The sequence below is a fragment of the Virgisporangium aliadipatigenens genome, assembly GCF_016863615.1.
GTDB classification, from domain to species: Bacteria; Actinomycetota; Actinomycetes; order Mycobacteriales; family Micromonosporaceae; genus Virgisporangium; species Virgisporangium aliadipatigenens.
Map to the genome: position 1 here is coordinate 1 of NZ_BOPF01000078.1, position 14055 is coordinate 14055.

Genomic DNA, 14055 nt, shown 5'->3' on the forward strand with positions numbered 1-14055 from the left:
AAGCATGGGCTTGTTCGTGTCCGTCTGTCCGGTTCATGGTCCGAGGATGGGTTCGGGACAGCGGAATACCGCGCCAGCGGTCAGGAGCCGACGTGGATGCCGGGACGACGGGCGGGATCGGGTTCGTGCTTGCGGATGATCTCCCGGGTGACGGGTGCGGTGTCGCCGCGTCCGAGCAGGAAGTAGCGAACCATGTGCACCAGCGGGCTGCCCTCGGCCCAGGCGAAGTGGCAGTGTGGCCGCACGCCGGTGGTGTCGCGCAGGGCGAGCAGGATCGCGGCGATGGCGTTCGGCGCGGCGGGTGCCTGCGCCCGTAGGACTCGGAAGCCGTCCACCTGCACGCCGTGAACGGTGAGGGTGTCGCTGAAGTCGGAAGGGTCCACGACGTCGATCTCCAGGAAGATCACGTCGGCGCCGCCAGGTACCGGGTTATCGCCGCGCTGTTCGAGTTCCTTGTGCCGGTATTCTCCCGCGTCGCCGCTCTGGCGGCGGTTGGCGACGAGGTTGATCCGGCCGTCGAAGGCGAGGGTGCCGGTGATGAACCGGCGGGCGGTGTCGTCGAACTCGATGCAGTCGGCACGCAGTTCGGTGGTGCGGGCGACGCGGGAGATGAGCGACACGGTGATGATCCCGGCGATGAACATCGCGGAGATGGCGATGCCGTCGGGCTTTTCGATGATGTTCTCGATGAGGGCGTAGAGGAGGGCGGCGGTCAGCAGCCCGAACCCGACGGCGGCGCCTCGGCGCCGATGGCGGATGGTCCAGACAGTGACGGCGAAGGCGCCGGAGACCATCATGGCGAGGATGCCGGTGGCGTAGGCGCCGGCCTGGGCGTTGACGTCGGCGCCGAAGGCAACGGTGATGACGATGCTGATGATGGTGTAGACGATGACGACCGGCCGCACGGCGCGCCCCCACTCCGGGGCCATGCCGTAACCGGGCAGGTAGCGGGGCACGATGTTGACGAGTCCGGCCATCGCCGACGCCCCGGCGAACCACAGGATCAGGATGGTAGAGATGTCGTAGGCGGTGCCGACGGCATCGCCGAGGTATTCGTGCGCGAGCCAGGCGAGCGCACGACCGCTGGCCTCACCACCGGGTCCGAACTCGTCGCGCGGGATGAGGACGGTAGTGACGAAGCTGGCCGACAGCAGATACACGCTCATGACCGCCGCGGCGGCGGTCAGCAGACGGCGGCTGTTGCGGATCCGGTTCTCCAGGCGCTGCGCGTCGTCGTCGCCGGTGGCGGCCACCAGCGGCATCATGCTCACCCCGGTCTCGAACCCGGACAGGCCGAGCACCAGCAGCGGAAACGCGACCACGGCCGGGCCGAGCAGCCCACCCAACCCGCCTCCGCCGACATGGGTGAGTTCATCGGTCCACGCCGCCCAAACGCCGGGTGTGGTGACGACCTCGAAGAAGCCGACACCGACGATGAGCGCGTTGAGGCCGAGGAAGATCGCGACGAGCGGGATGGCGACGGTTACCGCCTCACTGAAGCCGAGCAGAAATACCCCACCGAGCAGGAGCAGCAGCGTCACGGTCAACGACACCTCGTGGCCGTGCAGGAATTCGGGGAAGAACGGGTTCTCGACCACGTGCACGCTGGCATCGGCCGCCGACAGGGTGATCGTGATGATCCACGAGGTGGCGACGAAGCCCAGGAGGACCAGGACGAACAGCTTGCCCCACCAGAACGGCAGCAGCCGTTCCAGCATCGCCACCGAACCGGCCCCGTGCGGGCTTTCCCGGGCCACCCGCCGGTACATCGGCAGGACCCCGAACAGGGTCAACGCCACGATCAGCAGCGTGGCCAACGGTGACACCGCGCCGGCGGCCGTGATCGCGATGGCCGGCACGTAGGCGAGGCTGGAGAAGTAGTCGACGCCGGTCAGGCACATGACCTTCCACCACGAGTGGGACTCGGTGTGAGCCTCGGCGGCGGCGGGGCCGATCGGCTGGACCCGGTGCCGCAGCAGCCAGCCCGCCAGCCCGGTCGACGGCAGCGGCGCCCGGCCCGGGGCGTCCACCGTCGCGGGCAGGACGTAGCCGTCCTCGGGCACGGCTGCCTCGGTCTCGGTCGAAGCGTCGCTGGTGTCCATCTGATCGTCACCCGTCTCCGCGGTAGCAACAGCGACGGGCAACGCTACGTCCCCGCCAGTCGGACCGTGGACCCGGGTGTCGAACTCAGGGCTGGAATCGGTAGCCCATGCCGGGCTCGGTGAGCAGGTGACGCGGCCGGGACGGGTCGTCCTCCAGCTTGCGGCGCAGCTGTGCCATGTACTGCCGCAGGTACTGGGTCTCGTTGAGATACGTCGGACCCCACACGTCCTGTAACAGTTGGCGCTGGCTGATGAGCTTGCCGGGATTGTGGGCCAGCAGGCCAAGAAGTTTCCACTCGGTGCGGGTCAGATGCTGGCTCTTGTCGCCGTCGCGTGCGTCCCGAGCGGCCAGATCGATCGTGTACCGGCCGACTCGGACCCGGACCGGCTCGTCGGGGTCGGCGTGCCGCCGGGTGACTGCCCGGATGCGTGCCAGGAGTTCCTCGATGTTGAACGGCTTGGTGACGTAGTCGTCGGCGCCGGCGTCCAACGCGTCGATCTTGTCCCTGCTGTCGAGGCGCCCCGACAGCACGATCACCGGCACCGGGGTCCAGGTGCGCAGGCGGCGGATCACGTCGACGCCGTCCAGGTCGGGTAGCCCCAGATCGAGCACGATCAGGTCCGGCCGATCGGCGGACGCCGCGGCCAGTGCCTGGGTGCCGTCGGCGGCGGAGACGACGGTGTACTGGCGGGCCTGGAGGTTGATCCGCAGGGCGCGCAGGATCTGCGGCTCGTCGTCAACGATGAGGATGCGGGTCACGGCGTCCCCTCCGGGCTCGGGTCGGTGGTGGGTGGGAACCGGTCGAGCCGCTCCAGCAGGGCCGGGTCGGCGTGCTCGGCCGGATCGGGCCGCCGGCCCCGGTCGTCTTCGACACTACGCAGCGACAGGGTCATGGTGAGGCCGCCGCCGGGGGTGTGCTCCGGGTCGAGGGAGCCGTCCATCGCCTCGGCCAGGCCGCGGGACAGGGCGAGTCCGAGCCCGACGCCGGTGCCGTTGTCGCGGTCGCCGAGTCGTTGGAACGGCTGGAAGATCCGGTCCCGGTCCGCGGCCGGCACACCCGGGCCGTGGTCCACGACGCGGATCTCGACCCGTCCGGCGTGTTCGCTGGCGTTGATCAGCGGCGGCCGCTCGGGTGCGCTGTGGCGCACGGCGTTGGCGAGCACGTTGACCAGGATGCGTTCGACCAGGGCCGGGTCGGCGTGGATCTCGGGCAGTTCGTCGGGTACCGCGACCCGCACGTCGTCGCCGTCGGGTCCGAGGTCGTCGACCGCGCGGGCGATGACCTCGGCGACGCTGACCGGCTGTGACACCAGTGCGAGGGCGCCGGCCTGCAGGCGGCTCATGTCGAGCAGGTTCTCCACCAGCCGGTGCAGCTTGTCGATGGACTCCTCCGCGGTGGCGAGCAGTTCGTCGCGGTCGGCGTCGGAGAACGTCACCCCGGGGCTGCGCAGCCCGCCGACGGCAGCCTTCGCCGAGGCGAGCGGGGTGCGCAGGTCGTGGCTGACCGCCGACAGCAACGCGGTACGCAGCCGGTCGACCTCGGCCAGCGAACCGGCGGTGGCGGCCTGTTCGGCCAGCCGCTGCTGGCGCAGGGCGATGGCCGCGTGTGCGGCGAACGCTTCGATGAGGCGCCGGTCGATGGCATCCAGCGGCTGCCCGCGCAGCACCAGGGTCAGTTCCTCGTCGATCGGCACCTCCGTCTGCCCCTGCGCCGGGGCGGTGCAGGGCTGCCCTCCGGCGCTCGCAGCGATCCGCCACGGTGGCGTCGCGGCTTCGGTGTCGGACTCGGGCCGCCGTTGCAGCAGGGTCACACTTGTCTGGGCGAACGACTCGCGGACCCGTTCCAGCAACGCCGGCAGCGGCCGGTCGCCGTGCAGGACACTGCCCGCGAGGGTCGACAGCGTCTGCGCTTCCGCCCTGGCCCGGGCCGCCTCCCGGGTGCGCCGGGCGGCCAGGTCGACCACGGTGGAGACCGCCACGGCCACCAGCACGAACGCCAGCAGGGCGAAGAGGTTCTCCTGCTCGGCGATGGTGAATCGGTGCACCGGCGGTGTGAAGTAGTAGTTCAACAGAATGAAACTGCCCACGGCGGCGAGCAGCGCCGGATACAGCCCGCCGACGAGCGCCACCGCCACGGTGAGCACGAGGAACGCCAGGATGTCGCTGGGCAGTGACAGCCCGGCGCGGGCCACGAGTGCGGCGGTCAGCGCTGGCAGTCCGAGCACGGTCGCCGCGACGCCCGCCAACCGGCGGCTCCAGGTGAGGCCGCGGGTCAGGTCCACGCGCAGCCGGCCGGTGCGGACCTTTTCGTGCGTGACCAGGTGGACGTCGATCGCACCCGACTCGGCGGTGGTGGTCGCGCCGACGCCGGGCGAGAGGATCTGCGCGAACCGCCGTCGCCGGCTGGCGCCGAGGACGAGTTGGGTAGCGTTGACCCCGCGGGCGAAGGCCAGCAGCGCGTCCGGGATGTCGTTGCCGACGACCTGGTGGTAGGTGCCGTCGAGGCTCTCCACGAGCAGGCGTTGGCGGGCCAGTGCGGCCGGGTCGGCGCCGGCGAGGCCGTCGCCGCGGATGACGTGCACGGCCATCAGGTCGGCGCCCTTGCTGCGGGCGGCGATCCGGGCGGCGCGGCGGATCAGGGTGTCGCCCTCGGGGCCGCCGGTGAGCGCGACGACGACCCGTTCCCGCGCTTCCCAGGTGGCGTCGATGCGGTGCGTGGCGCGGTAGCGGTCGAGCTGGTCGTCGACCTTGTCGGCGAGCCACAGCAGCGCCAGTTCCCGCAACGCGGTGAGGTTGCCGATGCGGAAGTAGTTGCCGAGCGCAGCGTCGATCTTCTCCGGTTTGTAGATGTTGCCGTGGGCCATCCGCCGGCGCAGCGCCTCGGGGGTCATGTCGACCAGTTCGATCTGCTCGGCGCGTCTTACCACTGCGTCCGGGACGGTCTCGCGCTGCGGCACGCCGGTGATCTGCTCGACGACGTCGTTGAGCGACTCCAGGTGCTGGATGTTGACGGTGGTGAGGACCGTGATGCCGGCGTCGAGGAGTTCCTCGATGTCCTGCCACCGCTTCGTGTGCCGGGAGCCGGGGACGTTGGTGTGGGCGAGTTCGTCGACGATGGCGACGTCGGGCCGCCGGGCCAGGATCGCGTCGAGGTCCATCTCGGTGAACTGCGCGCCGCGGTAGGCCACCGTCGCGCGCGGCACCACCTCCAACCCGGCGAGTATCGACTCGGTGAAGGGCCGGCCGTGTGTCTCGACGAAGCCGACCACGATGTCGGTGCCGCGTTGGCGGCGCCGGCGGGACTCCTCCAGCATCTTGTAGGTCTTGCCGACGCCGGGCGCCGCGCCGAGGTAGACCCGAAGCTGTCCGCGCGCCATGTCTTCCCTTCAAATCGTGGAACGTCCATCCGGCCCGCCGTGGTCCGACGGGCCGGTGAACGGGGGTCAGCGGACCGGACGGGAGGCGTCGAGATCCAGGTTGAGTTCCAGGACGTTGACGCCCGGTTCGCCGATGAAGCCCAGCACTCGGCCGGTCGTGTGCCGGTCGATGGCCTTTTTCACCTCATCGGCGGTCATACCGCGGGCGGCGGCGACGCGCGATGCCTGGAGTCGCGCGTAGGCGACGCTGATGTGCGGGTCGAGTCCGCTGCCGCTGGCGGTCACCGCGTCGGCGGGCACCGCCGGCCGCTCCGGCGCGCCGCCGCGTACCGGGGTCACCATGCCCTTGGTGTAGTCACCGTCGAAGGTGGCGCATTCGACGGTGACCCCTTCGTAGGTGCCGAGGAACGGGGCCGTCGGGCACGCCTCGTTGAGGCTGACCGCCCGGGTCACCGCTCCGGTGGCGCCGTCGTGGTGGAACACGGCCAGCACCGCGCCGACCCCGCTCGGGGTGCAGTAGGCCCGGGAGCCGTCGACGCCTTCGAGGTCGCCGACCGCTTTGCTGGCCGCGCAGACCCGGCTCAGCAGGCTCGGCTTGCCCTCGTCCGTGGGGTCGGCCGGGTCGGGCAGCGTGTCGACGACGTTCTCCGGACCGAGATTGGACGCCGATGTCGCGGTCGGGTCGTAGCCGTCGCCGGCGGCCGACGGGCGGGACTGAAAATACTGCCGCAGCGGCTTGCCGTCACCGTCCACAAAGGACTGTCCGATGAGGCGGCTGCCGACGACGGTACCGCCGGCCGACACGAGCGAACCGTCGGCCCGCTCCGACAGGCCGGGGATCCGGGCGACGGCGACCATGACGAGCGGGTAGGCGACGCCGAGGACGACGGTCAGCACGAGCAGTGCCCGCAGGGCGGCGAGGTGCTGGGCGAGCCACGAAGGAAGGCGCATCACGAGATCCCTGGGACGAACTGGATGAGAAGGTCGATGGCTTTGATGCCGACGAACGGCACCACGATCCCGCCGGCGCCGTAGACGAGCAGATTGCGGCGCAGCATCGAGGAGGCGTCGCCGGGCCGGTACCGCACGCCGCGCAGCGCCAGCGGGATGAGCGTGACGATGACGATCGCGTTGAAGATGACGGCGGACAGGATCGCCGAGGTGGGGCTGGCCAGCCGCATGATGTTCAGCGTGTCCAGGCCCGGGTAGACCGCGACGAACATCGCCGGGATGATCGCGAAGTACTTGGCGATGTCGTTGGCGATGGAGAACGTCGTCAGCGCCCCGCGCGTGATGAGCAGCTGCTTGCCGATCTCCACGATCTCGATCAGCTTCGTCGGGTCGGAGTCGAGGTCGACCATGTTGCCGGCCTCCTTCGCGGCCGACGTGCCGGAGTTCATCGCGACGCCGACGTCGGCCTGGGCGAGCGCGGGCGCGTCGTTGGTGCCGTCGCCGGTCATCGCGACGAGCTTGCCGCCCTCCTGCTCCTTCTTGATGAGGGCCATCTTGTCCTCGGGAGTGGCCTCGGCGAGGAAGTCGTCGACACCGGCCTCCTGCGCGATGGCCTTCGCCGTCACCGGGTTGTCGCCGGTGATCATGACGGTGCGGATGCCCATCCGGCGCATCTCGTCGAAGCGTTCCCGCATGCCGTCCTTGACCACGTCCTTAAGGTGGATCACCCCGAGGGCGCGAGCCGGCCGCCCGGCGACCCGTTCGGCGACCACGAGCGGCGTGCCGCCCGAGCCGGAAACCGCGTCGACGATGCCGCCGACGTCGTCGCTGGGGTGCCCGCCGTTGTCGCGGACCCACTTCATCACCGCGGTCGCCGCCCCCTTGCGGACCTGCCGGACCCGGCCGTCCTCCTCGACGTCGACGCCGGACATCCGGGTCTGCGCGGTGAACGGCACCCAGGTCGCGGCGGCGAGTTCGCCCGGCCCGCGTTCCCGCAATCCGTGGGCGGTCTTGGCGTGCACGACCACGCTGCGCCCCTCCGGCGTCTCATCGGCCAGGCTCGACAACTGTGCCGCACTGGCCAGATCGGCGATGTCCACACCCGCAACAGGTACGAACTCGCTCGCCTGACGGTTACCGAGAGTGATCGTACCGGTTTTGTCGAGGAGCAGGGTGTTGACGTCGCCGGCCGCCTCGACCGCGCGGCCGGACATGGCAAGCACGTTGCGCTGGACGAGGCGGTCCATGCCGGCGATGCCGATCGCCGACAGCAACGCTCCGATCGTGGTCGGGATGAGGCACACCAGCAGCGACACGAGCACGATGCCGGTGACGCCGTCGCCGTCGAGCGCGGCCGTGTCAGGGGCGAAGCCCTGCACCGCCTTCGAGAAGATCGCCAGCGGCTGCAACGTCGCGACGGCCAGCAGGAAGATGATCGTCAGCGAGGCGAGCAGGATGTTCAGCGCGATCTCGTTCGGCGTCTTCTGCCGGTTGGCCCCCTCGACGAGGGCGATCATCCGGTCGACGAAGCTCTCGCCGGGCTTCTGCGTGATCCGCACGACGATCCGGTCCGAGAGCACCTTCGTGCCGCCGGTGACGGCGCTGCGGTCGCCGCCGGACTCGCGGATCACCGGTGCCGACTCGCCGGTGATGGCCGACTCGTCGACGCTGGCGATGCCCTCGATGACGTCGCCGTCGCCGGGGATCACCTGGCCGGCCTCGACCACCACGACGTCACCGAGGCGCAGCATCGCGGCCGGCACCTGCTCCTCCGTCGCGTCGGTGCGTCCCGGAGCCCAGTCGGTGAGGCGCCGCGCCGTCGTGTCGGACTTCGCCCGCCGCAGGGTGTCGGCCTGCGCCTTGCCCCGGCCCTCGGCGACCGCCTCGGCGAGGTTGGCGAACAGGACGGTGAGCCACAACCAGACCGTGATCGCCCACGCGAACACACTCGGGTCCGCCACGGCCAGGACGGTGGTGAAGACCGACCCGATCTCCACGATGAACATCACCGGGTTGCGCCACAACGTGGCCGGGTTCAGCTTGCGCAGTGCGTCCGGGACGGACTTCCACAGTTGACGCGGGTCGAGCAGTCCGCCGCCGACCCGGCGCGGCGCGGGAGTGGTCAGGGTGGTCATCGGATTCCTTCTGCCAGGGGGCCGAGCGCGAGGGCCGGCAGGTAGGTCAGCGCGACGACGATGAGGGTCACGCCGACGACCATGCCGATGAACAGCAGCTGGTGGGTCCGCAACGTCCCGGCCGAGGCCGGCACCGGCGTCTGCCGCGCGAGGGAGCCGGCCAGACCGAGAACGAAGATGATCGGCAGGAACCGGCCGAGCATCATGCACAGGCCGAGCGCGGTGTTGTAGAAGGTCGTGTTCACCGAGATGCCGGCGAATGCCGAGCCGTTGTTGTTCGACGCCGACGTGAACGCGTACAGCACCTCGGACAGGCCGTGCGCCCCCGGGTTCGCCATCGAGGCGCGGGCCTGCGCCGAGGACATCGCGACCGCCGTGCCGATCAGCACCAGCGCCGGCGTCGTCAGCAGGTACAGCGACGCAAACTTGATCTCCCGCGCGCCGATCTTCTTACCCAGGTACTCCGGCGTGCGCCCGACCATCAACCCGGCCACGAACACCGTCAGCACCGCCAGGATCAGCATCCCGTACAGCCCGGAGCCCGTCCCACCCGGCGCCACCTCGCCGAGCATCATGTTCAACATCGCCACCATGCCGCCCAGCGACGTGTACGAGTCGTGGAACGAGTTCACCGCACCGGTCGAGGTCAGCGTGGTGATCGCGGCGAAGGTCGCCGACTGCGCCACCCCGAACCGGGTCTCGGTTCCCTCCGTCGCTCCGCCGACCGCTGTCGGCACCGTCCCGGGGTGGGACAACTGCAGGGCGTTCAGCGCCACGACGCTGCCGATGGCGAGGACCGCCATGATCGCGGCGATCGCCAGGCCCTGCTTGCGGTCGCCGACCATCCGCCCGAACACCCGCGGCAGGCTGAACGGGATCAGCAGGATCAGGAACAACTGCACCCAGTTCGTCCAACCGGTCGGGTTCTCGAACGGATGTGAGCTGTTGGCGTTGTAGAAGCCACCGCCGTTCGTGCCGAACTCCTTGATCACCTCCTGGCTCGCCACCGGCCCGCCGGTAATGGTCTGCGAGCCCCCGGCGACGGTGGGGACGTCGGTGCCGCCGGAAAGGTTCTGCACCACGCCGCCGGCGATCAACACGGTCGCGCCGACGATCGCGACCGGCAGCAGGATCCGCACGCAGATGCGCACCAGGTCGACCCAGAAGTTGCCGAGCTGGTCGGTCTTCGACCGAGCGAACCCGCGCACCAGCGCCACCGCGACAGCGATACCGACCGCGGCGGAGGCGAAGTTTTGCACCGCGAGGCCGCTCATCTGCACCAGGTGACCCATCGTCGCCTCACCCGAGTACGACTGCCAGTTGGTGTTGGTGACGAAGCTGACCGCCGTGTTCCACGCCTGGTCGGACTTGACCGCCGGGAACCCCAGGTTCAGTAGCAGCCGGTCCTGTACCCGCTGGAACAGGTACAACGCCAGCACCGAGACGGCGGAGAAGGCCAGCACGCTGCGGGCATAGATACCCCAGGACTGCTCCCCGTCGGGATTCACTCCCACGGCCCGATACACCAGCCGTTCGGCCCGGAAGTGCCGGGATGAGGAGACCGCCCGGAACATGTAGTCGCCGAAGAGCCGGTACGCCAACACCAGGACGAGTACGAGCGAGGCGATGAACAGCCCGCCGGCCACGGCGGGGCTCATCAGAAACGCTCCGGGAAGAGCAGTGCGACGACCAGGAACGCGGTCAGGCCGACCGCCAGGACCAGACCGACGAGATTCTCGGCGTTCACAGCCGCTCCACCGCCCGCACCGTCAGGCCGAGGACCGCGAACATCGCGATCGTCAGCAGCACGAACCACAGGTCAGCCACGAGGGGTGCCTCCTTCTCCACGAACCCGGTGCGACCATGGGGCGATGCGCACCGTTCATGGGAAGTGAAGCCCCGGTGGAGTGGCGGTGGGCAGGGGCGTTGACGAAATCCCTACGCCGCGGAGGCGCGTTTTGACACTTTATTGACGCCTCGGCCGCGCAGCGACCACCTGCCGCCGACGACATACCGGCGGAACCCCGAGCGGCACGGATGCGCGTTCGCGACGGCTCATGACGGCGTGGAGGATGCCGTGAGCGCGTCGCGAAGGCGGCTATCTCCCGACGGTTAGGAGATCTTGCGTCGGTGGATTCTGATCGCGACGGCATAGGCGACGACGAGGATGCCGGCGCACCAGCCGAGGGCGATCCAGATGCCGTTGCCGACCGGCTGCTGCGCGAAGAGGGCGCGGATCGCGTTGACGATGGAGGTGACAGGCTGGTGCTCGGCGAAAGCGCGCACCGGGCCGGGCATGGTGTCGGTGGGGGCGAAGGCCGAGCTGATGAACGGCAGGAACATGAGCGGGTAGGCGAACGCGACCGCGCCGTCCGGGGACTTGGCGGTCAGGCCGGGGATGATGGCGATCCAGGTCAGGGCCAGGGTGAACAGGGCCAGGCTGCCGGCGACCGCCAGCCACGCGATTACCCCGGCTCCCGAGCGGAAGCCCATGATCAGGGCAACCAGCACGGTGAGCACGACCGAGATGAGGTTGGCGACCATCGAGGTCAGCACGTGTGCCCACAGCACGCACGAGCGGGCGATCGGCATGGACTGGAAGCGTTCGAAGATGCCGCTCTTCATATCGAGGAAGAGCCGGAACCCGGTGTAGGAGATGCCGGAGGCGATCGTGATGATCAGGATGCCGGGCAGCAGGTAATTGACGTACGAGCCCGAGTCGGGGCCGGTGTCGATGGCACCGCCGAGCACGTAGACGAACAGCAGCATGAACGCAATCGGCATCAGCGCGGTGGTGATGATGGTGTCGAGGCTGCGGACGATGTGGCTCAGCGAACGTCGGGTCAGGACCGCCGTGTCGCCGAGGAAATGCTTGGTCATCGTTGGTCCTTCGGGTCCGGCCGGACGTCGCCGGCACCGACGAGGGTGAGGAAGACGTCCTCCAAGGTGGGCTGCTTTTCGACGTATTCGACCTTGGCGGGCGGGAGCATCTGCCGGAGTTCGTCGAGGGTGCCGTTCACGATGATCCGTCCGTCGTGGAGGATCGCGATCCGGTCGGCGAGCTGTTCGGCCTCGTCGAGGGTCTGCGTGGTGAGCAGGACGGTGGTCCCGCGTGCGGCGAGTTCCCTGACGGCGTGCCATACCTCGATGCGGGCGTGGGGATCGAGCCCGGTGGTCGGTTCGTCGAGGAAGATCACCGCCGGGTCGCCGATGAGGCTCATCGCGATGTCGAGGCGGCGCCGCATGCCGCCCGAGTACGTCGACACTCGCCGTGCGGCCGCGTCGGTGAGCGAGAAACGTGCGAGCAGGTCGTCGGCAACCCGGCGCGGTTTCTTGACGTGCCGCAGCCGGGCCACCAGGACGAGGTTCTCGCGTCCGCTGAGCAGTTCGTCGACGGCCGCGAATTGCCCGGTGAGGCTGATCGACTCGCGGACCTTCGCCGGCTGCGAAACCACGTCGAAGCCGTTGACTGAGGTCGTACCCGCGTCGGCTTTGAGGAGTGTGGACAGGATTCTCACGACGGTGGTCTTGCCCGCTCCGTTGGAGCCGAGCAGGGCGAAGATGCTGCCGCGGGCCACGTCGAAGTCGACGCCGCGCAGAACGTTCACGTCGCCGTAGGACTTGTGCAGGCCGTGGACGTGGATCACGGGTTCCGGGACCGGGTCGGAGGTCATGTCGACGTTACCTTTCGGGGCATGGCGATGCGGCGGATGAGGACGTTGCCGTAGTTCGCGTGTAGGTGCAGGGCGACCGTGCGGTCGCTGTCGGCGGCGGCCGGGTCGGGAGTGAGGTCGCTGAGGACCCGGCCGTTGGCCGAGCTGGCGTCGATCCAGGCGGCGATGCCTGCCGGGACGCCGACCTCGACGTCGGCGTGGCCGTTGTCGAGTCGGATCGTTCCGCCGGAGACCTCCCGGATCCGGATCGGTCCGTGCGCGCTGCGTGCGGTCACGTCGCCCAGCGCCCGCTCGATGGTCAATGCCCCGGACGTGGCGGCCTCCACCTCGCCGGCGGTGGTGCCGAGTTCCATGCTCGCGTGCGAGGCGCGCAGCCGGGCATCGCCGTGGACGTGCGCGACGCGGACCGTGCCGTGGCCGGCGTTGACGTCGAGCCGGCCGGTCACCTCGGCGACGTCGCTGTTACCGTAGGGCGCTTCGAGAACGAGGTCGGCGAACGTGTCAGCGGTGACGCCGCCGTACTTGGCCACGATGCGGCTGTTCCCGAGCGCACCACGGGTGCGCACCGAGCCGTAGGCGTTCTCGACACTCACCCGCGAGCCGGTCGGCACCTCGCAGCGCACGTCGACCGAGTCACCCTTGCTGAACAGGTTGAGACGCCGCGGGACTTTGACCCGCACCCGCCCGTTGTCGAACGACACGGTCGAGTCGCGGGCAAGCGATTCGTCGCCGTTGCGGCCCGGTTTGCTGGGCACGATCTCGATGACGACGTCGGTACGGTCCGAGGCGACGATCTCGACGAACGCGACGCCGACCGCGACGTCCAGGTCGATCGGACCGGAAACGGCATATTCGGGCATGGCTGACCTCCGGATGGGCGTGCGCGATCGGTCCCACCTCGCGATGGGACGTGAATTAGATAGATGGGTTAGCGGGCCCAGCCGGTGAAGCGGTCGCCCTGCTTGGTCTCGCGTCGGGGTGAGGGGCGAAGGTCCGGCTCCAGGGCGCCGGCGATCGCGCGGACGAACCAGGTGTTCACCGAGATTCCCTCGGCAGCGGCGGCCTGCTCGACCCGGGCCTTGAGCCGGTCCGGCAGGCGCAATGTGGTGCGGGAGGTGACCGTGTCGTCCAGCGCGTCGGCGACCGGCTCGGGAGCCGACATGGCGGACGGGGACTGCGGGTCCGCCGTGGGTGTTGCCGGCCGTGACACCAACAGCTGCGGCTCTCGGCCACGCAGCACGACATCGACGGAACCAGGTGCAATCTCACGCGTGATCTCTGTCGCGACATCGCTGAGCACCTCCAGCACCGTCAGCCGCAAAGCCGCATCGAGTGACGTGCTGAGTCGCTCAGCGACCGCACGTGCAGCCGGCTCGGCGGTCTCCGTTGCTGCGGCGAGCCGTTCCTGGAGGTCGGAGACGTAGCGGTCGATGTCCATGACACCATGCTAGCACCATAATGGTGTCATGGACAATTCAAATGACACCACGCCGACATCGGTGCAGGTCGGCGTACTAGCGCTGAAGACGACGAACGTCCCCGAGCATCGCTCCAACCAATTAGCGAAGCCTCGGCTTGTTCGTGTTCGTCTGTCCGGTTTGAATCGTTGGTTGACGAAGTTTGCCGACGGCGACGCAGGCCGGAGATGCGGTCACCGGACGGGTCGTCATATACGGCGCGTCGGTGACCCTGACCGGAGGTCAACGCGGGTCAGCCGGGCGGCCCGCCGGGTGAGGTAGCGCTGTTCGGGCAGGTTGTCCGTCATGCGGGCGGCGCGCAGGTAGCACTCGCGGGCGGCTTCCCGCTCGCCGGCCT

At 69.4% G+C, this 14055-nt stretch carries 11 protein-coding genes; all 11 read right to left on the bottom strand.

Translation table 11 applies throughout. The features are described 5' to 3' along the window. Nucleotides 1-80: 80 nt before the first annotated feature. Nucleotides 81-2102 carry an APC family permease gene (locus tag Val02_RS46295; protein WP_239153860.1) on the bottom strand — a complete coding sequence of 674 codons (2022 nt, stop codon included), beginning with the start codon at nucleotides 2100-2102 and terminating at the stop codon, nucleotides 81-83. A gap of 85 nt (nucleotides 2103-2187) precedes the next feature. Then, nucleotides 2188-2862 carry a response regulator gene (locus Val02_RS46300; RefSeq protein ID WP_203905767.1) on the bottom strand — a complete coding sequence of 225 codons (675 nt, stop codon included), beginning with the start codon at nucleotides 2860-2862 and terminating at the stop codon, nucleotides 2188-2190. Beyond that, nucleotides 2859-5480 (bottom strand): sensor histidine kinase, encoded by a 2622-nt coding sequence (locus tag Val02_RS46305; protein WP_203905768.1) that lies wholly within the window; start codon nucleotides 5478-5480, stop codon nucleotides 2859-2861. Before Val02_RS46305 ends, Val02_RS46300 begins: the two co-directional genes overlap by 4 nt. Before the next feature lie 66 nt (nucleotides 5481-5546). Next, complete coding sequence (locus Val02_RS46310) at nucleotides 5547-6431, bottom strand: potassium-transporting ATPase subunit C (RefSeq protein ID WP_203905769.1); 885 nt, start codon at nucleotides 6429-6431, stop codon at nucleotides 5547-5549. Continuing rightward, nucleotides 6431-8566 (bottom strand): potassium-transporting ATPase subunit KdpB, encoded by a 2136-nt coding sequence (kdpB, locus tag Val02_RS46315; protein WP_203905770.1) that lies wholly within the window; start codon nucleotides 8564-8566, stop codon nucleotides 6431-6433. The genes Val02_RS46310 and kdpB overlap by 1 nt, the downstream gene beginning before the upstream one ends. Further along, entirely contained in the window at nucleotides 8563-10224 is a 1662-nt protein-coding gene (gene kdpA, locus Val02_RS46320) for a potassium-transporting ATPase subunit KdpA (protein WP_203905771.1), read from the bottom strand. The genes kdpB and kdpA overlap by 4 nt, the downstream gene beginning before the upstream one ends. Then, on the bottom strand, nucleotides 10224-10313 hold the full coding sequence (gene kdpF, locus Val02_RS46325) for a K(+)-transporting ATPase subunit F (protein ID WP_203905772.1): 90 nt from the start codon (nucleotides 10311-10313) through the stop codon (nucleotides 10224-10226). The genes kdpA and kdpF overlap by 1 nt, the downstream gene beginning before the upstream one ends. 365 nt (nucleotides 10314-10678) lie before the next feature. Further along, entirely contained in the window at nucleotides 10679-11446 is a 768-nt protein-coding gene (locus Val02_RS46330; protein WP_203905773.1) for an ABC transporter permease, read from the bottom strand. Continuing rightward, nucleotides 11443-12240, bottom strand: coding sequence for an ABC transporter ATP-binding protein (locus tag Val02_RS46335; protein ID WP_203905774.1), 798 nt, complete (start codon nucleotides 12238-12240; stop codon nucleotides 11443-11445). The genes Val02_RS46330 and Val02_RS46335 overlap by 4 nt, the downstream gene beginning before the upstream one ends. Continuing rightward, nucleotides 12237-13100: a DUF4097 family beta strand repeat-containing protein gene (locus Val02_RS46340; protein WP_203905775.1), complete on the bottom strand. Its 864-nt coding sequence runs from the start codon at nucleotides 13098-13100 to the stop codon at nucleotides 12237-12239. Before Val02_RS46340 ends, Val02_RS46335 begins: the two co-directional genes overlap by 4 nt. Before the next feature lie 68 nt (nucleotides 13101-13168). After that, on the bottom strand, nucleotides 13169-13678 hold the full coding sequence (locus Val02_RS46345; RefSeq protein WP_203905776.1) for a toxin-antitoxin system HicB family antitoxin: 510 nt from the start codon (nucleotides 13676-13678) through the stop codon (nucleotides 13169-13171). Nucleotides 13679-14055 lie beyond the last annotated feature (377 nt).

Bases quoted from the DNA above. Each gene is read 5' to 3' on its own strand.
- Val02_RS46295 (WP_239153860.1), bottom strand. From the start codon at position 2,102: ATGGACACCAGCGACGCTTCGACCGAGACCGAGGCAGCCGTGCCCGAG.
- Val02_RS46305 (WP_203905768.1), bottom strand. From the start codon at position 5,480: ATGGCGCGCGGACAGCTTCGGGTCTACCTCGGCGCGGCGCCCGGCGTC.
- Val02_RS46310 (WP_203905769.1), bottom strand. From the start codon at position 6,431: ATGCGCCTTCCTTCGTGGCTCGCCCAGCACCTCGCCGCCCTGCGGGCA.
- kdpB (WP_203905770.1), bottom strand. From the start codon at position 8,566: ATGACCACCCTGACCACTCCCGCGCCGCGCCGGGTCGGCGGCGGACTG.
- kdpA (WP_203905771.1), bottom strand. From the start codon at position 10,224: ATGAGCCCCGCCGTGGCCGGCGGGCTGTTCATCGCCTCGCTCGTACTC.
- Val02_RS46330 (WP_203905773.1), bottom strand. From the start codon at position 11,446: ATGACCAAGCATTTCCTCGGCGACACGGCGGTCCTGACCCGACGTTCG.
- Val02_RS46335 (WP_203905774.1), bottom strand. From the start codon at position 12,240: ATGACCTCCGACCCGGTCCCGGAACCCGTGATCCACGTCCACGGCCTG.
- Val02_RS46340 (WP_203905775.1), bottom strand. From the start codon at position 13,100: ATGCCCGAATATGCCGTTTCCGGTCCGATCGACCTGGACGTCGCGGTC.
- Val02_RS46345 (WP_203905776.1), bottom strand. From the start codon at position 13,678: ATGGACATCGACCGCTACGTCTCCGACCTCCAGGAACGGCTCGCCGCA.